General features: G+C 68.6%; 21 protein-coding genes and 1 pseudogene. 13 read left to right on the top strand and 9 right to left on the bottom strand.

The window, feature by feature from the left end; genetic code table 11:
* Window positions 1-163 precede the first annotated feature (163 nt).
* The 7 genes from ACWCRB_RS02530 to ACWCRB_RS02500 all read left to right on the top strand — a co-directional run bounded on the left by ACWCRB_RS02530 (window position 164) and on the right by ACWCRB_RS02500 (window position 13,556).
* The gene (locus ACWCRB_RS02530) at window positions 164-3,847 is read left to right on the top strand and encodes a tubulin-like doman-containing protein (protein WP_450994238.1); all 3,684 of its coding nucleotides are present in this window, start codon (window positions 164-166) and stop codon (window positions 3,845-3,847) included.
* Window positions 3,844-6,531, top strand: coding sequence for a hypothetical protein (locus tag ACWCRB_RS02525; RefSeq protein WP_450994237.1), 2,688 nt, complete (start codon window positions 3,844-3,846; stop codon window positions 6,529-6,531). The genes ACWCRB_RS02530 and ACWCRB_RS02525 overlap by 4 nt, the downstream gene beginning before the upstream one ends.
* Entirely contained in the window at window positions 6,525-8,777 is a 2,253-nt protein-coding gene (locus tag ACWCRB_RS02520) for a hypothetical protein (protein WP_450994333.1), read from the top strand. The genes ACWCRB_RS02525 and ACWCRB_RS02520 overlap by 7 nt, the downstream gene beginning before the upstream one ends.
* A complete protein-coding gene (locus ACWCRB_RS02515; RefSeq protein WP_450994236.1) occupies window positions 8,774-10,621 on the top strand; it encodes a hypothetical protein in 1,848 nt (615 codons plus the stop codon). Before ACWCRB_RS02520 ends, ACWCRB_RS02515 begins: the two co-directional genes overlap by 4 nt.
* Before the next feature lie 56 nt (window positions 10,622-10,677).
* The gene (locus ACWCRB_RS02510) at window positions 10,678-11,208 is read left to right on the top strand and encodes a hypothetical protein (RefSeq protein WP_450994235.1); all 531 of its coding nucleotides are present in this window, start codon (window positions 10,678-10,680) and stop codon (window positions 11,206-11,208) included.
* A 220-nt stretch (window positions 11,209-11,428) separates the two neighbouring features.
* The gene (locus ACWCRB_RS02505; protein WP_450994234.1) at window positions 11,429-12,784 is read left to right on the top strand and encodes an alpha/beta fold hydrolase; all 1,356 of its coding nucleotides are present in this window, start codon (window positions 11,429-11,431) and stop codon (window positions 12,782-12,784) included.
* A gap of 529 nt (window positions 12,785-13,313) precedes the next feature.
* Window positions 13,314-13,556, top strand: a complete 243-nt coding sequence (locus tag ACWCRB_RS02500; protein ID WP_450994233.1) for a hypothetical protein — start codon at window positions 13,314-13,316, stop codon at window positions 13,554-13,556.
* An 81-nt stretch (window positions 13,557-13,637) separates the two neighbouring features.
* Here the strand turns inward: ACWCRB_RS02500 and ACWCRB_RS02495 are convergent, their stop codons facing one another.
* Complete coding sequence (locus ACWCRB_RS02495; protein WP_450994232.1) at window positions 13,638-13,919, bottom strand: type II toxin-antitoxin system RelE family toxin; 282 nt, start codon at window positions 13,917-13,919, stop codon at window positions 13,638-13,640.
* Between the two features lie 4 nt (window positions 13,920-13,923).
* Complete coding sequence (locus ACWCRB_RS02490; protein WP_450994231.1) at window positions 13,924-14,205, bottom strand: type II toxin-antitoxin system Phd/YefM family antitoxin; 282 nt, start codon at window positions 14,203-14,205, stop codon at window positions 13,924-13,926.
* 80 nt (window positions 14,206-14,285) lie between these two features.
* Between ACWCRB_RS02490 and ACWCRB_RS02485 the strand changes: the two genes are divergently transcribed.
* Both ACWCRB_RS02485 and ACWCRB_RS02480 read left to right on the top strand, forming a co-directional pair.
* Window positions 14,286-14,690: an ATP-binding protein gene (locus ACWCRB_RS02485; protein ID WP_450994332.1), complete on the top strand. Its 405-nt coding sequence runs from the start codon at window positions 14,286-14,288 to the stop codon at window positions 14,688-14,690.
* Window positions 14,684-15,035: pseudogene (locus tag ACWCRB_RS02480) on the top strand (hypothetical protein). Before ACWCRB_RS02485 ends, ACWCRB_RS02480 begins: the two are co-directional and overlap by 7 nt.
* A 339-nt stretch (window positions 15,036-15,374) precedes the next feature.
* Here the strand turns inward: ACWCRB_RS02480 and ACWCRB_RS02475 are convergent.
* The 4 genes from ACWCRB_RS02475 to ACWCRB_RS02460 all read right to left on the bottom strand — a co-directional run bounded on the left by ACWCRB_RS02475 (window position 15,375) and on the right by ACWCRB_RS02460 (window position 19,101).
* Window positions 15,375-15,722: a hypothetical protein gene (locus ACWCRB_RS02475; RefSeq protein ID WP_450994230.1), complete on the bottom strand. Its 348-nt coding sequence runs from the start codon at window positions 15,720-15,722 to the stop codon at window positions 15,375-15,377.
* A gap of 366 nt (window positions 15,723-16,088) precedes the next feature.
* A complete protein-coding gene (locus ACWCRB_RS02470) occupies window positions 16,089-17,084 on the bottom strand; it encodes a DUF2971 domain-containing protein (protein WP_450994229.1) in 996 nt (331 codons plus the stop codon).
* A 552-nt stretch (window positions 17,085-17,636) separates the two neighbouring features.
* Entirely contained in the window at window positions 17,637-18,074 is a 438-nt protein-coding gene (locus tag ACWCRB_RS02465) for an ATP-binding protein (RefSeq protein ID WP_450994228.1), read from the bottom strand.
* Between the two features lie 286 nt (window positions 18,075-18,360).
* Window positions 18,361-19,101 carry a GntR family transcriptional regulator gene (locus ACWCRB_RS02460; protein ID WP_450994227.1) on the bottom strand — a complete coding sequence of 247 codons (741 nt, stop codon included), beginning with the start codon at window positions 19,099-19,101 and terminating at the stop codon, window positions 18,361-18,363.
* A 79-nt stretch (window positions 19,102-19,180) separates the two neighbouring features.
* On the opposite strand from ACWCRB_RS02460, the gene ACWCRB_RS02455 reads away from it, so the two are divergent.
* Entirely contained in the window at window positions 19,181-20,278 is a 1,098-nt protein-coding gene (locus ACWCRB_RS02455) for a DUF1152 domain-containing protein (protein WP_450994226.1), read from the top strand.
* A 75-nt stretch (window positions 20,279-20,353) separates the two neighbouring features.
* Here the strand turns inward: ACWCRB_RS02455 and ACWCRB_RS02450 are convergent, their stop codons facing one another.
* Entirely contained in the window at window positions 20,354-20,821 is a 468-nt protein-coding gene (locus ACWCRB_RS02450; protein WP_450994225.1) for an NUDIX hydrolase, read from the bottom strand.
* Window positions 20,822-20,998: 177 nt separating this feature from the next.
* Here ACWCRB_RS02450 and ACWCRB_RS02445 point away from each other — a divergent pair, with 177 nt between their 5' ends.
* Together ACWCRB_RS02445 and ACWCRB_RS02440 are read left to right on the top strand one after the other, a co-directional pair.
* A complete protein-coding gene (locus ACWCRB_RS02445; protein WP_450994224.1) occupies window positions 20,999-21,442 on the top strand; it encodes a hypothetical protein in 444 nt (147 codons plus the stop codon).
* A 145-nt stretch (window positions 21,443-21,587) separates the two neighbouring features.
* Window positions 21,588-21,953, top strand: coding sequence for a hypothetical protein (locus tag ACWCRB_RS02440; protein ID WP_450994223.1), 366 nt, complete (start codon window positions 21,588-21,590; stop codon window positions 21,951-21,953).
* 196 nt (window positions 21,954-22,149) lie between these two features.
* On the opposite strand, the gene ACWCRB_RS02435 is transcribed toward ACWCRB_RS02440, so the two are convergent.
* Window positions 22,150-23,745, bottom strand: a complete 1,596-nt coding sequence (locus ACWCRB_RS02435; protein WP_450994222.1) for a carbohydrate-binding protein — start codon at window positions 23,743-23,745, stop codon at window positions 22,150-22,152.
* A gap of 252 nt (window positions 23,746-23,997) precedes the next feature.
* On the opposite strand from ACWCRB_RS02435, the gene ACWCRB_RS02430 reads away from it, so the two are divergent.
* The gene (locus tag ACWCRB_RS02430; RefSeq protein ID WP_450994221.1) at window positions 23,998-24,855 is read left to right on the top strand and encodes a calcium-binding protein; all 858 of its coding nucleotides are present in this window, start codon (window positions 23,998-24,000) and stop codon (window positions 24,853-24,855) included.
* 123 nt (window positions 24,856-24,978) lie between these two features.
* Here ACWCRB_RS02430 and ACWCRB_RS02425 read toward each other — a convergent pair whose 3' ends face one another.
* Entirely contained in the window at window positions 24,979-25,176 is a 198-nt protein-coding gene (locus ACWCRB_RS02425) for a hypothetical protein (RefSeq protein WP_450994220.1), read from the bottom strand.
* Window positions 25,177-25,246 lie beyond the last annotated feature (70 nt).

The raw sequence follows: 25,246 nt of genomic DNA, 5'->3' as shown, positions 1-25,246 counted from the left end.
CCGCGGCCCCGCCGCACGGGCGCGACGAACTCGAAGGCACGCAGCACCCCGAAAGGGGCGCGGGGAACTGCGCGACCAGCCCCCACGGCGCCGCACCAGAACCACCCACAGACGCACCGTGCACCAACACGCGGCCCAGCAGCCGCACGCCAGGAGGAAACCCATGAAGATCTTCCAGCCGATGCTCTTCGTCGGCCTGGGCGGCACCGGCGGCCTGGTCGGCGCCGAGCTGGAACGCAGGCTGCGCGCCGAACTGTGCGGCCCGGACGGCTCGGCCCTGAGCCGCCTCAGCGGCCACGCCCCCTACCAGCTGCCCGACTGCCTCCAGTTCGTGTACGCGGACTACAGCGAGTCGGACCTGATGCGGCTGCCGCAGTTCAACGTCGACCCGTCGCTGCGGGCCGCCTACTCCCGTACCTCACGGGCCACCCACGACCTGCTGCCGAACTTCGACAGTTCGCCCGAGGTCACCAAGATGCTCCGGGCGAGTCTGCGCGGCGAGGTCGCCGACTGGCTGCCGCCGCGCACCGACGAGCCGCGCGTCACCCCGCTCCACAACGGCGCCGGACAGCTGCCCACCATCGGCCGCGCCGCCCTGTTCGCCACCCTCCGGCACGGCCTCGCGCCCGTTCTCACCCCGCTGCTCCAGGCGATCGACGCGATGGCCAGGGCCGGCGGCGAACTCGCCGAGCTGGGCGGCGGAAAGGTCACCGGCTGCGATGTGTTCGTGGCGTTCTCGGTGGCCGGAGGCACAGGAGCCGGGATCTTCCTGGACTACCTCCACCTCATCAACCACGCCTTCCAGCTGCGCCGGTTCAACGGCGTGAAGATCTACCCGCTGGTCGTCATGCCGTCGTCGTTCTCCTCGGCGACCGGCGGCGGGCGCGAGGCCGAACTCAACGCGGCCCGCGCCCTGGTGGACCTGTTCCGGCTGGTCGACGGGCAGAACGCGCCGACCGAGGGCGCCGAGATCGGCGACCTCGACCAGCCCGCCGGGCTCGGCGTCCGCTACCCGGGCAGCCAGCCGATCCGGCTGCGCACCGGCATCCTGCCGACGTCGTTCCTGTTCAGCCCAACTGCCGGTATCCGCCCGGACGATCTGCGCCGCTCCATCGTGTCCCTGGTGATGTCGTTGATCGGCACCGAGCTGGGCGACACCCGCACCCGGGGCCGTACGACGGTCAGCGACGACGACTTCCAGACCTTCGCCGCGAGCTTCATCAACCGGGGCGTGCACCGAAGTGCCCTCTCCCCCACCGGGATCGGCCGCCAAGGCGTCTCCACCAGCCTCGTCGCGTCGATGACCGTCCCCATGGACCAGCTCGCCGACCTCGTTGCCGGGCGGATGCTGCGGGAGGCGGTCACCGATCTCGTGGACCGGCCCCGGGCCGCGCTGCGCGAGGCGACGGTGCCGATGATCCGGCAGCTGTTCGCCGACTCCCACCTCGAAGAGCTGTGGGAACGCAGGCAGTTGCCCGTCCTGGACCCCGAACCGCTGCCGCGCGGCGGCAAGGCCATAGAACAGGCGCTGGGCGAACGCGTCTCGGACATGCAGCGGCTCCTGGCCGACCTGCGGGCCGTCGCCGAACGCTCCGCCGCCACCATGGCCGACCGTTTCTCGCCGCGCCCCGCGATCGACAAGCTCCTCCAGAACGTGGACCCCTTCCACGCCGACCGCGTCGTCCGGGGCGTCCCGGAGAGCGACGACGCGATCGCCCGGCTCGGCTTCCTCGGCATGCTGGACAACCGCTCCCGCGCCCCGCAGCGCCCGCCGGGTATGACGGAACAGCCGCCGAAGATCCCCCGGATCAAGGGCCGGTTGGCCGGGATGTCACCGGCGCGCTGGGGCGACGACGACGTCCAGGCCGCGCTCCAGGAGCAGGACGCCTGGTACCAGTGGCGCTGCCGGACCATCTGGCACGAGGCCTGGCGCGAACAGCAGCAGCACTGGCGGGCCCAGGCCGACACGGCGGGCGCGGACATCGCCCGGCTGGTCAACGCCTTCCGCGCGCACAGCGACCAGGAGCGCAAGGTCTCCGCGCAGAAGGGCATGGAACTGTACGAGGACCGCACGGGCATCTCGTATCTGCTGCCGCCGCAGCGCACCCTCAACCACTTCTACGAGGACGTGGTGACAAGGCTGATCCGCCGCGAGGGACTGCGCGAGACGGAGGACGCGGCCTCGCTGCTGCTCAAGCTGGTCGACGGGGACACCTGGCGGGACGTCCACGCCCGCAGCAGGCGCAGCCCCGACGACGCGGTGTCGGTCGTGAAGGCCCAACTGGAGGGCAGGATCACCCGGTTGTTCGCGGAGGGCGGCGAACGCCTCGAAGAACGCCCCCTGTTGCCGTCCATGAGCACGCTACTGGCCGCCGCCGCGGGCGACTCGGACGCCACCGACCAGGTCAGCAAGGAGGCCCTCGACCTGTTCGGCCGCAAGCTGACCGGACTCCTGCCGGTCGGCTTCACCCCGGAGGGCACAGGACCGTTGCGGGTCCTGGTCACCTACCCGCGCGTGGAGGCGGTGGACGAGGTCGAGCAGTACCTCGGCAAGGCGCTCCGCCTCCCCTCGGACGCCCGAAACTCCGTCGAGTACAGGGGAGTTGAGAGCGACTCGGTGACGGTCGTCCTCTTCCGCAGCGAGATGAGCCTCACCCAGGTCCCCGAGGCCCGCAAGGTGCTGCGCCAGTGGGCCAGGGCCAAGGACAACGAACAGGCCCAGGACGTCCTGCGCTGGCGCCAGCGCCTCGGCTACCGGGACAGCTGGATGGTCAGCGGCGAGGAGGACCGCCGCGTCATCCTGCACCGCCTGCTGTGCGGCATGTGGAACGGCCAGGTCGATGTCGTGGACGGCGAGTCGGCGTCCCCGGACCGCGTCCGGCTGCGCCTGCACCCGGAGAAGGGCCCCCAAGTACCGGGCGTACGGCTCAGGTTGGGCGACTTCCCGGGCGGCGTCTCCAGCTGGGCGGAACTGCTCCGCTCGTACGAACGCTGGACCGTCCTCGACGACGAGCGCACGGTCGAGGACTACTGCCGCGAACTGATGGGCGCCCAGCCCCTGGGCCTCACCAGAAGCGGCACGGACCCGCACCCCCTGTTCGTCGAACTCGTCGAGGAGATCGCCCCGCGCCAGCTGGCCCTGCTCACGGAGCGCCGCGAACGGGACGGCGAACGCGTCGAGGGCTGGGTACGCCCCCTCTGGGAGTTCTGGGCGGAGACCCTCCCGGCCGCCCTGGACACCGAGTTCGGCGACCAGCGCGCGGTCCAGCCGACCCTCCGCACCCTCCTCGAACACGTCCGAGGCGGCACCCCCGCCCCGCGCCGACGCCCGGAACCGGAGACCCCCCGCCGCCTGATCGACGACGAGGACGACTGGGGTACGGCGCCCCGGATCCCGGAGCCGGATACGCGCCGCACGTCGGCCGACGACTACGACGAGCGGGCCGGCCGCCGCGACGACGACGACGAGCGCAACGGCCGCCGCGACGACGATCCGGCCCCGCGAGAAACTCCTCGCACATCCCCTCGTACGTCCGCCCGCTACGACGACGACTTCGCCGCGGACGACTACACCAAGCCGTCCGCCGACAGCCACGACGACAACGCCAGGCGCGACAACGACGGGGCGTACGGCGGCAGTTCACGCTTCTCCACCCGTGACGGCGCCGCCGGTGGCCACCTGGGCGGCCGTGCGGACGGCCGTGTCAACGGCTCCCCGCGCAACACCGAGCGCTTCTCCGCCCCCTGGGACCAGCCCGACGACACCGACACCGACACCAACACGGACACCGACCGCCGGTACGACCGGGACGGCGACAGCTCGCCCTGGGACGGAGACGCCCAGTGAGCCTGCCCACCATGGGCTCCGGCCCCGCCGTCATCCAGCTCGACCTGCGCTCCGGGGCGGCGGAACTCGACACCGCCCAGGCGCTCCGGGCCCGCGTCGCCCGGCTGCTCGCCCGGGCCGGGCAGCCGGAGCCCGACGACCCGCTGTTCCTGGTGACCGACACCCCGGCCGGCCTCACCGACCACCAGCGGCAGTACGAACTCCTCTCCGGCTACCGGGCCGTGGGCGAGGTGCGGATCCTGGTCCTGCTGGTGGGCAGCGCGCCCGGCTCGTACGCCGACCAGGACGAGGCGTTCCGGCCCGACCGGCGGCTGCTGCGCCCCTCGGTACTGCGCACCTCCGGCACCGCCCTCCTGTGGGCCGGTGATCTGCGCGCCGCACGCACGGCGGTCGAACACCCCGCGCCCGACGACCCGGACGCGCTGGCAGTCCTGGTGGACGTGCTGTCGGTACCGGACGTGTACCTCCGCGTCCTCCACGACCTGGAGTCCCTCCCAGAGGCCGTCGCCGCACCCGGCGTACGCCTCCTCGAACAGGACCTTCCCCCCGAGGTACGCGACCGGGCCTGGCGCGACGCGCTCACCCGTTTCGCGGGCCACGACACCGACCACGCACCGCCGACGGGGGTCGCCTCCGGCGCCGATCTGCCCGAGCCACTGCGGTCGCTGGTGACCGGCCGGGGCGGCCGGGACCAACGGCACCGCGAACCGGGCGGCCCGGCCGACGGAACGTACCGCGCCTGCGCGGACGCCCTCGACTACGCCGACGAGGCCCTGTCCGGCCTCCGCACCCTCCCCGGCCTGCTCCGCCCGTCGCGCCGCGCCGCCTTCGAAGCAGACCTCGACCAGGCCCGCCAGTCCCTCGACGCCTACAAGTCCCTGGTGGGCAGAGCCCTCACCACCAGCACCACCTCAACCGCCGAAGCAGCGTCCCACCTCACCGCCCTGGGCCTACGAGTCCCCACAGCAGAGGGCATGCGCGACCGAATCGGCGAGTCCCTGCGCGAATACGCCGAGAAGCTACTGGCCCAGGGCCTCGCCCTACGGTCAGTGGCCCAAAGGTTCACGACCTTGGCGGGCAGGGTGGAACCGGTACCCAGCTCGGCGCTGACACGAAAACTCACGGCGTTCGGCAGCGCCCCGGTAGGGGCGCGGGGAACTGCGCGACCAGCCACGGACGGCCCGCACCCGAAAACCAACCCTCCCCACGGAGCGCTGACCAGCGGATTCATAGCAACAATCGCCGCGCTGCTAGGCGCCCTATGGCAGGGCCCCCTCCTCGCACTCGCCCTGATCGTCCCCCTCCTCTTCCTCACCACCGCCCTCCTGGCCACATCCCGCCTAGGAGGCACGCGCCGCTGGGCGACGATCCCCCCGCTCGCATCCTGGGCCGGCGCCCTGACCGGCGCGTCGGTCGCCTACGCAACCAACCCCCCGCTCTGGCTCAGCGCCTCCGGCCTCCTCATCGGCCTGTGCGCGGCAGCGGACACCGCCCGCCGCCTATGGCGTACCGCCGCCGACGCCTGGAAACCCGGCCACGCCACCGCCACCCTCCGCCAGGCCCTACAAGGCCTGGACACCCTCCTCGCCGAGGGCGTCCGGGAACACTGGGCCGTAGAGGAGCGCCTGAACTGCGCAGACGCGGCCCGTTCGGTCGCCGGTGTGCTCCGGGCAACCGCAGCGGCGGCGGAGGCCGAAGCGGCCCCCGAGCCCGAGCGGGCCACGGTCGGGGCCGCCGCGTACGACACGTACGACACGTACGGCGCCGACGGATTCCCGGCGGACGACTGGCTGTCGAGCACCCCGGACGCGTTCTCCGGAACCGGCGACGGCCCCACCGACGACAAGGCCGCCAACGACGACTGGATGACCGCGTACGCCTGGCCGAACGCCCCGTCCTGGGACGACCCGGCGGACACCGCCGTACCCGCCCCCCGCGAAGAACCCCCCGTGTCCTCCCCACCCCACGCGGACCGCACGGCCGCGACACCCCGCTGGCTGGACCGCGAGACCGCCGAGGGCGGCCCGGAGTTGGTCGCCACCCTCGCCCGCGACCTCACCGACGCAGCACTGAAGGCGATGGCGACCTACTGGGGCGCCGTGGAACGCGGCCAGGCCGGCACGCTCGCCGCGACCCGGATCGAGGGACGGGTAGCGGAACTCCTCTCCACGGCCCGAAGGCACCTACGGCACAACGGAGTTCTGGCCGCGCCCCCCTTCGCCGCCACCCGCCGCACCCGCGCCAACTCGGCCGGCCTGCTGGGCACCGACCCGCACGCACTGGCCGGACTGGTCGGCGCGGAGACCGACCGCCAGTCCGTGGTCCAGCTGTCCTCGCCCGACCAGGGCGCACTGCTCAGCCGCGACCCGGCGGCGGCCGTGTGGATCAGGTTCGCGCCCCTCGCCGTACGCGACGAGGTCGAGAAGGTCTGGCGTACGAACGGTACGGACCGCCCGGAGGAGGTGGAGTGGACGTCGTCGGGACGGTACGCGGGCCTGCTCCGGCTGACCCCGCTGCGCCCCGGAGTCGTCGACACCTTCCGCCCCCGCCACGACGACTACGGCGACGGGGACGAGGACGGGCACAGGAACGGGAACGGGAACGGGCACGGCTACAAATACCGGGACGGACACGGCTACGAGTACGAAAGCCCGTACGACCGAGGGGACGGCGACAGCTGGTGACCCGCACCACTCATCCAGGGCCGGGGCCAGGACCGGGATCGGGGCCGGGATCGGGGCCGGGATCGGGGCCGGGATCGGGGGTCCCGGACGGACCCGCCGACGCCAAGCTCGGCTTCAGCACCCCCGGCGGCCGCCGCCGCGTCGCCCGCGCCCGCTTCGGCCCCGAGTCCCGGCGCGACCCCCAACTGCCCCCGCTGATCCGCAACGCCCTGCTCGACGACCGGGGCCAGGGGCAGCGCTGCGTACAGGTGCGGCTCGCCGCCGCCGACGCGACGGAACCGGCCGCGCGCGCCCTCCTCGACACCGAGGCGGGCACCGCGCTGCGGCTGCACCGGCTGGTCGACGGCACCGAGTTCGCCCCGCTGTTCCCCCGGCTCATCGGCTACGAGCTGGACACGGACGAGCCGTTCCTCCTGTACGACCCACCGCGCGGCGCCACCGCGGCCAAGACCCACGTCATGTCGTCGACCGACCAACGGGTCCTCGCCCGCGACCTGATGCTCGCCCTGTGTCTGCTGGACGGCCAGGGCCTGGTGCCGCGCGGCATCTCACCCGCCAACGTCCTCTGGGACGGAACGTCCTTGCAGCTGTGGGGACTTGAGGGCGTGGCCCCAGCCGGCCGCCCCCGGTCCGCGTGGGGCCGGGCCCCCTACGCCTCGCCCGAACAGCGTCTGGGTGAGGGCGTGACCGACTCCCGGGACGCGGTGTGGAGCGCGGCCCAGGTGCTCTACCGGCTGGTGACCGGCCGCCCCGGCCACGCCGACCACGCACCGGCCGACCTCGGCGAACACCGGGTCCTGGCCGAGACGTTGAGGGACGCCTTCGCCCCCCGGGCGCCCGGCAGGCCGACCCCGGCCCAGCTCCTCGACCTGCTGTCCCCGGGAGCGTCCGGCCGCGCGGCCCTCCTCGCACCCCCCGACGACACCAACCAGGACCGCCAGGTGTTCGAACAGGCCCTGCGCGCCAAACGGCAGGCACCCATGGCCCCTTCGACGAAGGTCACGGGAGCGGGAACGGCCCTGACCGAGAGCGAGGTGATCTGCCCGTACTGCCTGGAGACCATCCAGCTCGACCTCGGCGCGCTGTACGTCACCGACAGCCGGATGCAGTACCAGCCCCTGAACCTCGCGGGCGTCGGCAAGTTGCGCCGCCAGGACGTCATGCGCGGCGCGGTCCAGAAGTGCACGGCGGACCCGGACTTCCCCGAACACTTCATCCCCGTGCCGTACTTGACGTACGGCCGTCCGCTGACGGTGGCGATGGTCGGCCAGTCCTCCACCGGCAAGAGCCATCTGCTGACCCAGATGATCGCCGAGATCACCGACGGCGGCCTCGAACCCTTCGGCCTGAGCTGGCAGTCCGTCAACCCCGAGCAGCACGCCCGGTTCGTACGGGAACGGGTGCAGCCCCTGCGCAACGGCCGCGTCCTGGACCACACCACCGCCCTGGGCCTGGACGGCTTCGCCCGGTTCGTCGAGTCCCTCCTCATCACCGACGCGCACGGGCAGGTGCGTCCGGTCGCCTTCTTCGACCTGGGCGGCGAGGACCTCGTACGGACGGACGCGGCCCTGCGTTTCCTGCTCGGCGTGGACGCCCTGGTGTTCGTCGTCGACCCCGTACTGGCGCTGCCGCTCCCGCAGTTGGACCACGCGAGGGAACGCGGCGGGGTCGAGGTGAACCGGGACGGCGACCTCGCCTTCGCGACGGTCCTGGACCGGCTCCCGAAGACCGGCCAGTACCTGGAGGTGGCGGCCACGATGGTGCTGGGCAAGGCGGACCTGCTGCGCTTCCAGTCCCCGGTCGACCGCTGGCTGGCCCGGCCGACGGCCGCCTCGCTGGACGCCACGCTGATCCGCGAGGAGAGCCAGGACGTCCACGCCTTCCTGCGCCGGCACGCGGGACAGGCCTGGCTGCGCCCCTTCGACGCGATCCGCCGGTGCACCCTGCACGTCGCGTCGGCCACCGGCGGCCAGGAGGACCAGGGCCGCTACCCGGCGGGCGCGGCACCCCGGCGCGTACTGGAACCCCTCCTCTCCCTGCTCGCGATGCACGGCCTGATCGACGTCCCGGGCGGCCCCGAGGCGTTCGCGCGGGGCGAGGCGACGGCGTGGGAGGCGGTGCCGGCGGAGGGCGGGGAGGGACACGGGCAGTTCGGTGTGCCCGGGGCGCGGGGAGCCGGGGGCCCCGGACGTGAACGGGAGCGGGAGCGGCAACGGGATCGGGAACGGGGAGAGGAAGAGCAGTGAGCGAGTTCCAGGAGATGCCGTCGATGTCCTCGGCGGCTTCGGCACCTTCGTCGGCATCGGCGCATCCAGTCCCGTCGGTGCATCAGCTGGTCTTCCGGTGGGAGGGCAACCACGGCCGGCAGGGCACCGGCATGAAAGCGGTCGCCCACTCCTGCTCGGCGGAGCGGGCCGAGCAACTGGGCCGGGAACTGGGCCCGTTGCTGTGGGTGTCAGGCCCGGGCGCGGCCCGCCCGAGCGTCGTACGCACCCTGTCCCGCGACGGCGAGATCCTGCTGGCCCGGCGCTGGCCCACCAAGGACCCGTACGGCCGTCCGAGCACGATCAGCCATGTCCTGGTCGGCGCCCCGGGCACCCTGAAGACCCGTCAGTGCCTGGGTCTGGCGTACGGCGGCTGGGGGCCCCGGGAGTCCGCGGAGCAGGCGAGCGGAACGCTGTCGACGGTCGAGTGCGCGCAACTCGACGCCCTGGCGAGGCAACGGCTGCCGGAGATGCTGGGGCGGCTGGAGAGCGTACGGCGCGCCCTGATCCTGGTCGCGGCGGAGTGGCTGCGCGATCCGGCACAGCGGGTGTCGCTGCTCGTCGAGGAGACGAGCCCGCCCGGCTGGCCGGACCGGGACGGCGCCCCGCTGGTCTACCTCGGCCTGTTCCTCCTCTTCGGCTCCTGGCCGGGCCACGAGTGGACGTTCGCGACGTACGACACGGTCGACACCCATCCCCTGCGCCTCACGTCCGTCCCGCGCTGGGAACAGGACACCGGCGGCTCGGGCCCGCTGGCCCGCGTGGTGATGGGCCGTACGCCCGCCACCCCCCAGTTCGAACACCGCGCGGCGATCCACCTGGTCGATCACCTCCTGGCCCACCCGGATGCGGCCGCGGGCGTACCCCAGCTGCTGGAGAAGCTGAGCGACGGAGCGACGCTGGACTGGGCACGGCGACGGGACCTGCTGGGGAGGATCCTGAACGCCGAGGGCCGGGGCGTCGAGCGGCGGAACGGCGAGCGTCAGGAGGCGCCGGCACCACCACGTCCCACCCCGCCCGCGGAGCGCCCGTTCCAGGAACTGACGGACGTGGACCGGGACTGGGACCGGCCGTCTCCAAAGCCCCCGCTGCCCGCGCCCACGGTCACTCCCCCGCAGCCCCGCCGTACGCCCGACCCCGAACCGTACGGACTCCACGAGGAGTTGTGCGACCACCGGCGCGGGGATCTCCAGCAACGCACCATCCTGGAAGCGATGTTGCGCCCACTGCCCGACGAGGTGCTCCTGCGCGAGCTGCGCTCGGGCGAACTGCCGCCGGACGCCCTGGACTTGGTGCTGTCCGAACTGGGCGACGAGGAGCGCCGCCGAACCCGCCCCCTGGAGATGAGACACACCCTGTGCGCCCAAGTGCTGCACAACAACCTGTACTTGACCCACCACGGGCAGCCGGGCGAACTCACCTCGCGAGCGGCCCTGGCGGACCGGGCGGCCGACCTCTTCACCTGGGCCGTGGCCCCCCTGGCCCGCGACGACCGCTATCTGCTCGACCTCCAGGAACTCCTGGCCAGAATGTGCCGCGACCCCCACCCCACTGCGGGCAACTGGCTCCGGCACACCGTCATCGCCCCGCCGAACAGCGAGGTCCCCGACCTCCCGCCGACGGTGTGGCAGCAGATCCTGCACGTCCTGCTGACCCGCCCGAACGGACCACAGCCGGCCGTTCCCCCGCGACCACCCACCACCACACCGGAACCCCCGGATTCGGCGTCACGCTTCTCCGACCTGACGAACAACGTCGGCTGCGTGGTGGGCCTCTTCGCAGCCGTGATCGCCGTGCTCATCGGGATCGCACTGATCGTCATGTAGGGAGTGCGGAGTTAGGCTGACCGTCTTTTTGAGACAAAGACGGGTGGAAGAAAGACATGTCCAGCAAGAGACGTCTGATGGTGGCTGCTCTGACGGTGGTCCTCATGACCGGCCTCGGCGCGTGCGGGGGCGGAGGCGGAGGCGGGCAGGACGCCGACCCGTGGCAGGACTCCAAGGTCAGCGGGGACAGCGCGGGCGACCAGTACGACGAGGGCACGGACGAGGGTGTGGACGACGCCCCGCCCACGGTCTCCGGCCTGCGCAACGCCGTACGCCACCTCCCCCGCAGGACGACGAAGGCGACCCGCCCGCACACGGTCAGGAAGTGCACCACGTCCAGCAAGTCCGGCAAGTCCGGCAGGAGCACCCGGACATGCAAGACCGTCCGAAGCGGCACGGAGACGTACACCCGGGTGGTCCGCCAGGAACTCTGGTGCGTGAGCCTGGACGACGTGAACGGCGACACGTCCAAGGACGCCGTCTGGTACGAGGTCACGAGCGCGACCTATGACGAGGCCGTCGCGGCGGAGCCTCACACCCCCCTCAGTTTCACCCCTCGGACCACCACCCCCGGCTGCAATCCGTAACCCGCAGCTCCACCCAATTAGACAGCGAGTCAAGTTACTCAACCGTAACCTACCGACTGCTACCCGAGGTAACCGACCAGTAGGTACGGTCCAGGCGAACCGCCGAGCAACAGGTACCGAGAGACGGTGACTTGCTCCACCCGTGGGACGCGGGCGGAGCAAGCCGCCACTCCCCCCACCTCACCCCTACTCCTGCCAGCCGCTTCACAGGAGGTTCGCCATGCCCGCACGCAGACGGCTCCTGGCCGCAGCAGTAACCGCTGCGACCTGTCTAGGCGCTCAGGCACTCTCGTACGCAACAGCAACAACAGCCACGGCAGCGACGACCACGTCCCCCACAGAGACGATCGTGTCCCGGGGCGTGGAGATCCCAGCGTTCTACACGCCACCGACAACCCCCCTCCCCACCCCCAACGGCGCACTGATCCGCACCGAACCCCTCCCCCTGGCCATCTCCCTCCCCACCCTCGACGGCCCCCTGCCCGGCCGGGCGACCCGCCTGATGTACAAGTCCACGGACTCGAACGGAGCCCCGGTCGCGGTCACCGGCGCGTACATCGAACCGACGGCAACGTGGAAGGGCGGCGGCGCACGCCCGCTGGTCGCAGTCGCCCCCGGCACAATGGGCCAGGGCGACCAGTGCGCGGCATCTCTGGGCCTGGAGCACCCCCTGCTCCTCAACGGCCGTACGGTGTCGGTCGGTTACGAGGACATCGCGATCTACCGCCTCCTGGCGACCGGCGCCGCGGTGGTCGTCACCGACTACGCCGGCCTGGGCACGACGGACCGCCTCCACACGTACGTCAACCGCTTGGACGAGGCCCACGCGGTACTGGACGCGGTACGCGCCGCCCGCAACCTCCCCGGCACATCGGTCACTTCCACGTCCCGGGTGGGCCTGTTCGGCTACAGCCAGGGCGGCGGAGCAACAGCGGCGGCGGCGGAACTCCAGACGTCGTACGCCCCCGACATCACCTTGGCCGGCACGTACGCGGGCGCCCCACCCGCAGACCTGACGGCGGTGACAGAGGCGATCGACGGCAGCGAACTGACGGGCGCCCTGGGCTGGTCCCTGAACGGCTTCCTGCAGTCGGACCCGACACTCCGCCCGATAGCGGAGGCCCACCTGAACACGGCGGGGAGATCGGCCTTGGCCAACCTCTCAACGATGTGCGTAGGAGACGCACTCCTGAGCTACGGCTACACAAAGAGCACGAAGTGGACGACGGACGGCAAGTCCATCTCCGACATCGTCGCGTCGACCCCGGCCCTCCAGACCTTCCTGAACGGCCAGCGCATCGGGAACCTGAAGCCATCAAGCCCGGTACGCGTGGCAACAGGCACCAGCGACAACCTGGTACCGCACGGCCAGGCCCGCCGCCTGGCGGCGGACTGGTGCGCGAAGGGCGCGAACGTCACGTACCGCCCGGTGATCCTCCCGAACGTGATCAGCCCCCTCCTGAACCACTTCGCTCCGCTGTTGGCAGATCAGGGCAGCGCGGTGAGCTGGCTGACGGACCGGTTGTCGGGGGAGCCGGCGAGGTCGAACTGTGGGGTGCTGCCGATCCTGCCTTGAGTGGGTGAGTGAGCACATGTGAATCGGCGGCGACCGAAGCCCGGTCGCCGCCGATTAGCCCATAAGTGGACATAGCACCTCGGTCTCGCTACGGTCGAAATGCAGGCGCCACAGCCGCAGAGGTCGCAGTCGGCAAACAGATGGCCGGGCGCCGGAACACCGGAACGCACCGGTATCAGCGCCCCTGCGCGACACAACGACCGACCGCAGTGCGAAGTAGGCACGGCACGACCCACAGCGGCAGGCGCATAAACCCCCACGCGACGGCACACCGCAGAAGGCGAATTCAACGCCGTGCCCCGGAATCACCCGGCTCGACGTCCTCGTCAACGCGGCCCGAAGCAGACGAGTGGAGACCGCAATGCGGGATTTCAGTAGCAGAGGAAAGAAAGTCGCCTCCGCCACGGCCGTGGCTACGCTGGTGGTCGCGGCGTCCGCGACAGCGACCAGTGCGACACAGGCCAATCCTGATAAGTCGAGAGTCATCGTCTCGGGAACCGCGAGTTGCGAGCGATTCGAGGACTCGTCAGTGACCGATGTGTCCATCACCCCCACCGGCAAGGACGCCAAGACAGCCGAACTCTCCGGTGAGGACACGAAGGAGAAGTACAAGCTGACCTTCACGGGCGTCCCGAAGCTCCCGAAGAGCTGGCAGGCCAACGCCACGGTCAACTGCGTGGACAGCGAGGACGACACGCACACCTTCAGCAAGAGCTTCAAGATCCAGAGGCCGGCGGGCACGACGGAAACCCAGACCCTGAACCTCAAGTAGGCCGGCCACAGAGACCGACGGCGACCCGCTGCGAAACCCGCGACATCGGGGCATGCGTGGCGGGTCGGTCGCCGCCCAGAACTAGGGGACTTGGCGGTAGATCTCGCGACGGTTGCCGACGGCAAGAACCCACACGATCAGCTGACCGTCCTCAACGGTGTAGACGACACAGTAGTCGCCGACTCTGAGCCGCCACCGGGCACTGTGCCCCTGGAGGGCTTTGATGTCGAACGATGCGGTGTCGCCGGCGTCCAGCGCCTTCTGAAGTTCGACGAGGCGGTGCAGGACGCGGAGGGCATCCGGGCGCGGGACCTTGAGCATGTCCCGCTGAGCGTGCGGCGTGAACCGCGTGACGTACCCCACGAGTTCAGCCCTGCCGAGCCCGCAGCAGGGCAGCCATCTCTTCGAGCGAGACCGACCCTTCCGTCCCCTCGGACTCGGCTTCATCGGCCAGCCGATTGAGCCAAGCCTCCTCAGCGCTCTCCGCGATCTCCCGCAGACGCTGGTACTCCTGAATGTCGATCACGACAGCTTCCTGCTTGCCCCGCCGAGTGATGATCGTCGGGGTGTCCTCCCGGCGGGCACGATCGATGACGTCAGCGAGGTGACTGCGGACATCGGCCATGGATTCGATCACTGGATCAGACATGTAACGAATGTAGCAGATGTACATGAGGTGGAGGCGTCCCGGATTGAGATGGCACGGCGCCATCGATCTCCGCGAGTGTCATCCGGGAGCAGGCAGGCGAGAGCAGGATCCGCTGCCTGGGCCTCATTGAAGAGGCCAGCCGGGCCCGGCGCTGGGCACGCGACATCCTGCGCGACTGTCCGATGGCCGAGAATGCCGAGCTGAGCACGAACGCGGTCCTCTATACGGCCAGCGGCCTGGAGGCCGGAAGCTTCCATCTGGCGCTCGCGGTCTCGGCGCAGGTGATCGCCCTGTCGGTCACGGACGACGGGGGCACGGGCACGGCCCCGAAAGTTGAGCACCGGGACCAGGAGGCGGAGCACGGCCGGGGCCTGGGCATGGTCAGCGCACTCGCCCACCGAGTCGTGGTCCACGACAGCCACGGCGGCTACACGGTGACCGCGGAACTCTTCACCGACACCCGCCCGGGAGGCCACCCGTGCTGACCAACGGGCCCCGCCGGGGCTTCTGGTGCGAGTGCTGGACCCAGGACCTCACCGAGGCGGAGCCACCTGTACTCCGGGGATCCTTCGACGCCTACTCGCCACCCCAGGCAGACAAGATGGATCGCCATCGCGCTACGCACCATCTCACCGGCACTCGACTCGGACGCCTCCGACGAGGCCTGGGCATGGCTCTACGAGGGACGCATCGAAACCAGGAGAGCCCTCCTGCACGCAAAACCCTGCACGGTCTCCGTCACCCACGCCGACACCCCCATCACCTGGACCGTCCGACCGGCACTTTTCCTGCCCCTCGCACACCGACAGATGACCGAACTCCCAGCCTGAGCAAACGAATTCAAACCCCACACCAGCCACAGAACCGAGTCCCAGCAGACCGACTGAGCTACAACTTTCTCTAGTGGTTCAAGAGCCCGCGCACAGCGCGGGCGCGCGCCACCTCTGCGGCGCGGCCTGCCTCCTGTCTGCGCCCCCGGCTGGCCGCGCCCGGCGGCGCGCTACGCGCTGCGGGCAGAAGCGAGGAAGCCATCCTCGGGCCATAGACATGCCTCCGGCGGGGGCGCTCAGGCTCCGAGATGGCGGGGGCGCCGTTCGCGGGTGCCAGCGGAGTGGTGGCGTGCGCGGAGCTGGGGTGAGTGGTGGGTGAAGGTGTGAGTTCGAGTGCAGTTACCTTGCCTTCTTGAGCTGATCCACCAGGCTGGTTAGCTCTTGGGGGGTCAGCTGGAACTGGTCAGGGTTCCAGACGACCTTGTAGTGAGGCTCAAGCTCAGCGATCGCCTGCCGCATCCCATAGGTTGCTTCGAAGAACCGTTCCATCCGCCGAGTCAGAAGCTGATCTATGAACTCCTGGGCATATGTGCTGTCACCGATCTGACTGCGATCAACGTTCGTTGGAGCCGTGTAGGCGTACAGGCCAGCCCTGACTGCGGCGATGGCCCGGTCAAACGCCTGATGCCGTTCGTGACGCCGATCGAACCGAGCCTTGGCCCAAGGCGCGAGAAAACCACCGCTCATCCCACCTACGACAGACGCCAGCAACGTCGCCAACCAACTCGCCATCTCAACTCCGCTGATCGTTCCCGTCCCAAAGTTCAGCGAGAGTACCGAGAACCACTGAAATGGTTCGCGGAGCCGTGCCCCAGCCGTGCCCGATCGAGCGGGAAACCACGGTGAACGGCGGGCAGGCACGGGAGTCAGGCATGAGGACGGCCCCGACCGATTTACCTGGTCAGGGGCTGAACCCACGGTGACATCGCTGCCACGACGGTCTTCAAGATTACCGCCACCACGGTGACATCGGTCGGGCGGGCCTGGTCGGTACTGGTCGATTCCGATGGCACCTGTGACTCTTCGTGGCTGTGTGCCGTGAAGGCGGGATGCTTAAAGTCGAAGGGAGGTTGTGGACGGAACCACGTCCACGTGGCTCATGCCGTAACGCCTAAGAAGCTGCCGAGTGCCATTCATTCGCTCCGCGTGATGCTGTCCAGGGCCGACGATCACTTTAGTCATGGCATCGAGCGGAAAGTCGACCTGAAGGTACGGAGTGACTCCTACGGGGCCCACTCTGAATCCCACGTCATCTCGCAACTCATCCCGTGGGATCATTAGGCGCCACTCGCGTTCTTCGCGGAACGCCGGATTCTTGATCATGGTAAGTGCAGTCAGGTAGTCGCCCAGCAGGGTGATCCCCGAGTGCAGATACTCCGGAAAGAATTCGTCGCGCTCGAATTTGACAGCCAAATCAAATCCGTAGGTGATCCGGCGGAACTCTCCTTTTTCGAAGCGGTAGGCCATGTTTCTCAATGTATGGGTGTTGAATCCGATCGAATATCCGCCGACGCCGCCATAGCCTCGCCACTGACTCAGCAGATCACCATCTTGACAGAAGCACGAGACATAGGCATGGAGTGGCGAGGTCCGGGAGGGCCCTCGCATCTGCTTAAGTCCTTCGATAATGGTGTCGATCGCCTCCAGGAGACCCCAATTGCCCGACCCTGCATCTTTGTGACAACCCCAATATTCGCGTCGCTCCTCTCGGGATTGGAACTCGTTGGCGATCTCCGCGGTGTGCACATTTCCAGCTGCCACGAGTTCGCGAAACCTAACTGTCTCTCGTTCTGCCTGGAGGGCGTGCAGCAGCCTTTCGCCGGCGTAGGTCAGCTCCTGGGCATCGTTCAAAAATTCGACGTCCGTGGCCCAGAGGTGTTCAGATGAAATGATTCCCAGCAGGCCCGCAGCGGATGTGTAATGATAGACAGTCTCCGCTCGGTTAAGGTCAATGGAAAGGTCAAGCACCAATCCCATCTCTCCCCGAGTGGGAATTCCTTCGATTTCCATGAGCCAGTCAGGGGAAAATGCGGGGTTCGAATCAACCATGTCTGATACTCCCAGACAGTTGGCCGTGTTCATTCCGGAACACTCGGGACTCATTTCCACTCAACACAATCATCCCTCGCGTATCCTTCGTGTGCTACTTGAACCAAACCGTCCGTGTCCATGGGGTGCAGGGCAGCCGATTCGACGCGATAGGCGTATGTGCCACGTAGAGAAGGAGGTACGGCGATTGACGAGTTGGGGGATCGTCGTACGCCGCATTGCTTCGGCCGATTACTCAAGCCTTCGACGCTACGCTCAACGTTGGGTGAACAGGGCGCCAGCGAACGTCTCATCGTGGCTGGCGACGCCAGCGAAAGCTGCCTTCACCTGGGTAGACGCCCTGCAGATTCCGGTGTGCCGGGGGCCGTCCCAGGGCCAGCCGAGATGGGTCGATGACGACAAGACCTTGGATGAAGCCCCCTCCGTCCTCGTCCTCGGCGACACCCGCCGTCATCACGTCGTTGTTGGGGTCGATATCTACCGCTACTGCACGAGCGGTGAACCTGTACGTCATAGCTGGGTTCTAGCAGGCGTGACGCCCAAAACACCTGTCTAGACCGGCCACGCATCCGCAACCACAAAGGACACCACCGTCCCACCAAAGCAACTCGGCCCGGAATGCCACGAGTCGGCGATGGCGTCGACCAGGAGCAGCCCGCGCCCGTGTGCGTCGGCGGCGTCCGGGCAGCGCAGCTGCACGCTCGCGGGGAACCCCGGATTGTGCACCTCGATACGGAGAGACGTCCCGTCACGGAACCACTCCACTCGTACGAGCCAGGTCTCGTCCGACTGCCCGTAGACGATCGCGTTGGTCACCAGCTCCGAGATCATCAGCGCGCAGTCGTCGATCGAACAGACCGGGTTGTACGGGGCGATGAACTTCCGGAACCAACGGCGGGCCCGAGGCACGGACTCCGCGACGGGGTGCAAGGTCATCGCCCCGAGTCGTGGTGACTCCCCGGAGGGATAACGGTCGATCGTGTATGCCATCCACGCTCACTCCTTGCCATTGCGTTGCCGACGAGGCGGTGCCGGTTCGATGTGGTGCGGGCACGGTCGTTGACGGCGAGGAGTTCCAGGCCGTGCACGATCCGACTCGCCTTCAGCTCCGCTCCGGCCATCCCCAGGTAAAACAGGCGCGCCATGCGCCCGCCGCGGACCTGTCACGCCGCACCCCTTTCACCAAGTGGCCTTAGCCACTTACTGGATAGTGGCATTGGCCACTTGAGGCATGCAAGCGGTTCGGCTCAACTGTCGATCGACCCGGCAGTAGATGTCAGGTGAGCGGATAGCCCTGTTCGAACGCCCAGCGGTGCGGTGGGTAGGTGGCTTCGGCGAACTCCAACGGGCGGTCCTGAAGATCGAAGACGACGTGATGCACGATCAACACGGCTGATCGCGGCTCCAGTTGTAGGTCAGCAGCCTCTTCAGCAGTGGCGCTCCGCGCGCACATCCGATCCTCGGCGTAACTCCCCTGCCGTCCCGTCATCTTTTCGACGTACATCAACGTGCCCTCCTGGATCCGTTCCGGATCAAGGAGTTTGGGCGCACGTTGACCGACGTCCGGTGCGAACCACGAAGTGGACAGCGTGATCGGCCCGTCCTGGTTGTTGGTCACTCGTCGTCGGTGCACGGCCCGGCGGTCCTTGACCAGGCCCAACGCCTCGGCGACATGATCCGGCGCATCGAGCCAGCCGGTCGACGTGATCACCGCGTACTCACCGGGCGTGTAGATCTTGCCGGTCTGCCGGGCCCGGCCATACAACTCCCGCGCCCGTCGGTTGACTTCGAGATTCCGGACGTACGTCCCCGACCCCTGGCGCTTCTCGACGAGCCCCTGATGACTCAGCGCCTCCAGCGACCGCGCCGCCGTCGGCCGGGACACGTTCCAGTCCGCCGCCAACTGCCGTTCCGAGGACACCTCGTCCCCCGCCCGCAGGTCCCCCCGAAGAATCTGATCGCGGATGAAGTGCGCGATCTGGAGATACTTCGGCTGCGCCTCCTCAATCCGAGGCATCCGCCCTCCCAGTCCAAGTGGCTAAAGCCTCTAGCCACTATAGAGTGAACCACCAGAGTCCCACCCGTACGCTGAAGGCATGACGAGGTTGATCGTCGCAGCGGGTGGAGGAGGCGATGCGGTCGCCGCCGCCATGCTCGACGCCGCCCTCTACGGCGCCGACCAGCACCCGACCGTGATCCTTACCTACGCCTGGGACCGCCTCCTGGTCGACCCGGTGCCGGGTCCGCGAGAGCCTGACGACTTCACGGGCCTCGAACAGATCACCCCGATGGTGTGGGCAGTGCCGGCGGAAGCCCGTCCCATCGCCCCGGCAGGGTCCACGCTCCCCCGGCTCGCGGCAGAACTCCCGTACACCTTCGCGCTGATCGACCCGCGCCACGGTGTCGAAGGCCTCACGCGTCAACTCGAAGAGCTGGTCCGGCACTTCTTCCCGGTGTCGATCGACCTCCTGGACGTGGGCGGTGACATTCTCGCCCGGGGCGACGAACCGACGCTGAAGAGCCCGCTCGCCGACGCCCTGACACTCGCCGCGTGCTGCCAAGTCAACGCGTCCATCAGGCTGTTGGTCGCAGGACCCGGTCTGGACGGCGAACTACCGCTCGATGATCTACGGGGCATGCTCGGGCCGCTCGTCCACACCTTCACGGCGGATGACGTGGAGCCGGTCGGCTCGGTCCTGGAGTGGCATCCGTCCGAGGCGACCGGGATGCTCGCGGCCACTGCGCGAGGGGTACGCGGTGTCTGCGAGGTACGGGACGCCGGTCTCCCCGTGCCTCTCACTGACGTCGGCCCGACAGTCCATGAGGTCGATCTGGACGAGGCGTTGGGCCGTAACCGACTGGCCCGCGCGATCCTGGAGACACTGAGCCTGAACGACGTGGAGGCCTACAGCCGCGAAATCTGCGGCTACTCGGAGATCGACTACGAACGCGACAAGGCCGCACGGTTCAAGGGGTATCCGCCGACCGAGCTCGATCCAGTCGCCGCGCTGTCGGAGCTCGATGATTTCGAGAACCAGGCACGAAGCCGCGGGGTCACCCATACGACGTTCCGCCGGCTTACCGAGGCCCTGAACTTCAACGGCTCTCAACGCGAGATCCTGCGCGAACTCCTCATCAGCAAGCGCCCGGGGCAGTATGAAGCACCGCTGTGGCGCCTCCCAACCGATGCTTGAGTGACAGCTCTTTCTGTTGGCTTCGAGGCAACTCGCGGATGTGCCGGGGTACTCGGCGTACGCCTTGTCTCTCGGCTACCGGGCTGCGGGCATGTTGCCGTCGCGCCAGTCGTTCACTCGCTTTCTGATACTTGGGACCATAGGGAGCGCGTCGATCTCTTCGGGCAGAAACCAGCGGACATCCGTTGATTCCTCGGAGACCGCCAGGTGCCCGGCCACAGGGCGTGCCAGGAAGCAGACGGAGAACTCCTGCCGGACCTCGCCGTCGTCGTAGGCGATGACGTGACGGGGGTTCGTATAGGTGCCGACGATGCTGACGATCTCGACATCGAAGCCGGTCTCCTCGCGGGTCTCCCGGACGGCGCAGTCCGGCAACGACTCACCGATGTGCATGACTCCACCTGGAAGCGCCCACATGTCGTTGTCGCGACGGCGCTGGAGCAGGATGCGGCCGGAGACGTCGACAACGACCACGGATGCGGCCGGGACCAGGCGTTGCGCGGCCGGAGCATTGGGGTCGTCCTCGTAGTCGCGCCTACCCATGGCCGTTCCCTTCCTCTCTGACGGTGTCTGGTGACCACCTTCCCGTTCCAGCCGGGGCACGGTTCATGAACGTGTAGGAATCAGCCTGGTGCGGATCTGTGGGCCTGAATGTCAGAGCCGGCTGCTAGCTTCCGCCGTCGCAGGTAGACACGGGAGACCGGAAGGGGATGAAGGCCGGTGGGGGCTTCGCACTGGGACTACTACGTGCCGTACCAGGAGGACCTGAACGCCGCGCTTCAGCAGTTGCGGCGTGCGGTGTTCGAGGCAGGGGACTACTACTGGATCAACGGTGCCGACTGGCGGCCGGAGGCGGAGCGGGAGCCTCGGCCTCCGACGCTGGAGGCGCTGTGGGAGGCCGAGTTGGTCCATGAGGCCGGTACCCACTCGATCCTCGACGTCTTCGTCGTACTGGGGCCCGACGACACCCCGGACTACAACACCGTGGAACCGGTCACCGACAAGGAGGCACTCGAACTCCTCGGGACGGAGAAGCTCACCCGCGCGCACGTCCCGGACTTCGACGTCTTCCCTCGGTCTCGCTGGGTCGGACGGTGCGCCGTGCTGCACGACGACGAGGGCAAGCCGCAGGAAATCCGCTTCTGGGGGCACTCCGGGGATTGAGCCACGAGTTGCCCCCTCGGTCCTGGCTCCCTCAGTCGTAGCGCCCTCGCTCGCCGCCTCCTCGACCAACCATCAACACCCGAAGCTAATTTCGGCCACCGCGCGGCACTTACGAGTCACCACGCCTGACCCGTATGGTTCCGGCATGTTCGAGACGATCCAGTGGCGGTGTCACGTACACGCGAACGATCGCCGCAGCGCCGAGCGGGTGGTCGGGCGTCTGGTGGATCGCTTGGAACGCCCCCTCGAGATCGAGAACTATGAGCGGTACTGCAAGTTCCCCGAGCTGGCCGTGTTGCGGCTGGTCTCCCCGCTCCGGTGTCCCGCTCCCGAGCAGGCGCTGATGACCGTCCTTGACTGTGCGTGGAAGATCGCGACGCCATGGAGCCTCGGCAGCCAAGGCTCAAGCACCCACCACGAGTTCGAGGGCATCGCCGCCGCCAACATCGGCGCCCGATTCAGCGTCCCGGGCATCGAGTGGATGGAGTTCCGCGTCACCGACCGGCCCTGATCAAGGCGGCAACCAGCCAACGGGCAGGCGCCCGGCCAACTCCAGGGTTACTAACATCAATGTTAGTAACCTCGATGTTAGTAACCTCAAGACGCCGGGCGGTCGATGCGAAAATCCGGACACCCCCAGGTCAGCGACCTGAAGGTGCCCCAAGACAGCGCACACGCACAGCCCAACTCGGTCCGGTACGGCCCCCCTACCCCCCGAACACCACCCCCAGCCGCCCATCCGAACCAAACGACCAGCTCAGCCCACCCCCATACGCCGAGCACCGCCCCCCATTGCTCCCCGACCAGAACTGGTTCGACGTATCGGCATCGCCGATGACCCGGTCGTTCGTGCCACTGCCGCTCCGGCACGACGTGTTGTCGCGGAACACCGACGTGCCGCCGTCGAAGTTGAAGTTGCGTTCCGTGTTGTCGATGCTCACGTTCCCCGACACCGCCATGGTCCCCGGGTTGCTGTTCCAGGTGAAGCCGTGTTTGCCGTTGTTGTAGGCGATGCTCCGGCGGACGATGTGGTTGACGGCGATGTCGTCGCCGCCGAGCTTGTAGCCGTTGCGGTCGCCGTTGCCGGCCTGGGAGCCGTCGGTGAGGGTGCCGTTCTCGTAGGCGAGGGAGTCCTCGATGGTCACCGGGCCGATGGGGCCCGTGTCGGTCTTGGTGTAGAGGTCCCAGCCGTCGTCGATGTTGTTGTGGGAGACCGCGTAGCGGAAGACGTTGCCCGCGCCTGTCGTCAGTTTCGCCGCGAAGCCGTCCGCGTCCTCGCCGTCCGAGTCGGCGTTGTCGTGCGACTCGGCGCTCAGGATCAGGTTGTTGGCCGGCCAGTCGGCGGCCGGGGTGCTGGAGGAGATACGGCCGAGCTGGAGGCCCGTGTCGCGGTTGAAGCGGGTCACCGTGCGCTCGATGACGTTGTTGCTGCCGCCGACGTAGATGCCGTTGTCACCGGCCCGTTCGACGACCAGGCCCTTGATGTGCCAGTAGTTGGCGTTGAGTTGGAGGCCCCGGTTCGATGAACTCTCCGTCTGGGAAGCGAAGTTGAGGATGGGGGTTTCGCCCGGGTACGCGGAGAGCGTCGTGCGGGTCGTCGACGTGCCGTTGTTGCCTGCCGGGATCGTGACCGTCGAGGCGTAGGTGTACGTGCCTCCGCGGACGTAGATCGTGCCGCCCGCGGTGATACGGCTGATCGCGGAGGTCAGCGTCGTCGGCGCCGTCGACGTGCCCGCCGCGCTGTCCGTGCCCGACGGGGATACGTACAACGCCGACGCCGTGGGGGGTGTCGTGCCGCCGCCGTCCGGGACGTTCGCGTCGAGGTAGTCGATGTTCGGGAGGCCCGCCGCGAGCGTCGGGTTCAGGCGGATCGTGTTGCTGCCCGCCACCACCGGGACGGTGAGCGTTTTCGTCGTCCAGGCCGTCCAGGTGCTCGTGCTCTCGAAGGAGGCCGTCGTGGTCGTCGCGCCGTTCACGATGATGTCCACCGCACGGGCGGTGGTCGTGCCGTTGGCGAAGCGGACGCTCAGTGTCGCCGTGCCCGATGCGGGTGCGGAAACGGTGAACTGGGCGTACGCGCCTGCGGCGTTGGTGCCGTTGCAGAATCCGCTGCCGGAGTAACCGGTCCAGTCGGAGTCGATGGTGCCGGTGCAGACCGACGGGGAGGTCTCGGCCTCGTAGCGTGTGGTCGCGGCCTGTGCGGTCGTGCCGGACAGGGCGACGAGGGTGCCGGCCAGCAGGCCGACGCACGCCGTGACGGGTCTCAGATGCCTCAGGTGACTCGGGTGACTCGCGTGGCTCATGGTTCTCCATCTCCAGGACGGTGGATCGGGATGGATCAGCTTCCGGGCCGGATTGGAAAGCGCTTTCTCCCGGAAGGTAGGGGGGTGGTCCTGGACACGTCAATAGTCACGTACTTGATCGTTGTTCATGTGCGTGGACGTCAGACGTCCCTTCTGCCCGAACGCTTGGCCGTTCGCTTGGGCAGGTCACCACAACCCAGGGATCCCCCCGGCCGTCTCACATGGCGTCACCGAACCTGGAGGTTACGCACCATGTCCTCATCCCCCACCGGCCGTCGGGCGACCCGAATCGCGATGGCCCTGGCCCTCGGCGCCGGACTCGTGGCCGTCCCGCTCGCGCTGGCCGGTACGGCCGGTGCCGCGGCGCCGTCCGCGAAGGCCGAAACCGACGTCAGCGGCCGCGAGTTGAGCTACACGGCCGCCGCCGGCCAGACCAACAAGCTGACCGTCGTCCAGGCCTACGCCGACGCCACGGACCACACGAACATCACCTTCGCGATCGACGACGTCGTACCGATCAGCGTCGGGCGCGGATGCGTCCACCCCAGTGCCGCCGACCACACGAAGGTCCTGTGCACGGTCATCACCGAGGAAAGCCAGAGCCCGTACCAGATGATGCGGATGACCCTCGGCGACGGCAATGACGTGGTCGACTTCACCAACAAGAGCACCCAGGACTACCACACCACCGCGTTCATCCTCGGCGCGGGCAAGGACAAGCTGACCGGCCGGGGCAACCTCGTCACCAACCTCGTGGACGGTGGGGCAGGCGACGACACCATCGTCGCGGGTAACTCGTTGCTCGCGGCCGGCGGTGACGGCAACGACACCATCACCACCTCCGGTGACATCGCCCAGGGCGGCGCGGGCAACGACGTGATCCGCGGTGGCGCCGGGGACCAGGACCTGAGCGGCAACAACGGCAACGACACGCTCTACGGCGGGACCGCCGGCGACCACATGTACGGCGGCGCGGGCAATGACGTCATGTGGGGCAACAGCGGGATCGACTACATGTGGGGGAACAACGGCAACGACAAGCTGTACGGCGGCCCCGGCAAGGACATCCTCTCGGGCGGCACCGGCCAGAACGTCGTACGTCAGGACTGACGGTTGACGGCAGCTGCCGGCGGACAGCAGCCAGAGGCCCCGGAGTTCGTCTCCGGGGCCTCTCTGGTGTTCGGTTCGGGCCGGCCGATCACTGCGTCTGGGATCAAACGGGACTAAACGAGATCAAACCGCTGCCGCCGCCAGGCGGTGGAAGGCCTGAATGGTGTGAGGGTGGGCGATCTCGTCAAGGAGGTGTCGCCAGTCAGCGTCCACGCTCACGCTCACGCTCACGTTCATGTCCACGACGGTGACGGCGGTCGCGGCCGGGTGTGCCTGGTCCCAGGCCGTGAGCAGCGGGGTGAGGTCGGTCTCGGTAGGCATCCCTGGTTCCTTTCGCGGGGCTTCGGTTCGTTGAGGTCAACAATGCCGTTGCCCGGGCGGCCCAACCATG

Source organism: Streptomyces sp. NPDC002156 (genome assembly GCF_053593675.1).
The sequence above is the reverse complement of the archived record's forward strand: the minus strand, read 5'-3'. Positions and strand labels throughout refer to the sequence as shown.

What these genes read in the sequence shown, in the direction of transcription:
- ACWCRB_RS02530 (WP_450994238.1), top strand. Translation starts at nt 164, where the DNA reads ATGAAGATCTTCCAGCCGATGCTCTTCGTCGGCCTGGGCGGCACCGGC.
- ACWCRB_RS02510 (WP_450994235.1), top strand. Translation starts at nt 10,678, where the DNA reads ATGTCCAGCAAGAGACGTCTGATGGTGGCTGCTCTGACGGTGGTCCTC.
- ACWCRB_RS02505 (WP_450994234.1), top strand. Translation starts at nt 11,429, where the DNA reads ATGCCCGCACGCAGACGGCTCCTGGCCGCAGCAGTAACCGCTGCGACC.
- ACWCRB_RS02490 (WP_450994231.1), bottom strand. Translation starts at nt 14,205, where the DNA reads ATGTCTGATCCAGTGATCGAATCCATGGCCGATGTCCGCAGTCACCTC.
- ACWCRB_RS02475 (WP_450994230.1), bottom strand. Translation starts at nt 15,722, where the DNA reads ATGAGCGGTGGTTTTCTCGCGCCTTGGGCCAAGGCTCGGTTCGATCGG.
- ACWCRB_RS02470 (WP_450994229.1), bottom strand. Translation starts at nt 17,084, where the DNA reads ATGGTTGATTCGAACCCCGCATTTTCCCCTGACTGGCTCATGGAAATC.
- ACWCRB_RS02465 (WP_450994228.1), bottom strand. Translation starts at nt 18,074, where the DNA reads ATGGCATACACGATCGACCGTTATCCCTCCGGGGAGTCACCACGACTC.
- ACWCRB_RS02460 (WP_450994227.1), bottom strand. Translation starts at nt 19,101, where the DNA reads ATGCCTCGGATTGAGGAGGCGCAGCCGAAGTATCTCCAGATCGCGCAC.
- ACWCRB_RS02455 (WP_450994226.1), top strand. Translation starts at nt 19,181, where the DNA reads ATGACGAGGTTGATCGTCGCAGCGGGTGGAGGAGGCGATGCGGTCGCC.
- ACWCRB_RS02450 (WP_450994225.1), bottom strand. Translation starts at nt 20,821, where the DNA reads ATGGGTAGGCGCGACTACGAGGACGACCCCAATGCTCCGGCCGCGCAA.
- ACWCRB_RS02440 (WP_450994223.1), top strand. Translation starts at nt 21,588, where the DNA reads ATGTTCGAGACGATCCAGTGGCGGTGTCACGTACACGCGAACGATCGC.
- ACWCRB_RS02435 (WP_450994222.1), bottom strand. Translation starts at nt 23,745, where the DNA reads ATGAGCCACGCGAGTCACCCGAGTCACCTGAGGCATCTGAGACCCGTC.
- ACWCRB_RS02430 (WP_450994221.1), top strand. Translation starts at nt 23,998, where the DNA reads ATGTCCTCATCCCCCACCGGCCGTCGGGCGACCCGAATCGCGATGGCC.
- ACWCRB_RS02425 (WP_450994220.1), bottom strand. Translation starts at nt 25,176, where the DNA reads ATGCCTACCGAGACCGACCTCACCCCGCTGCTCACGGCCTGGGACCAG.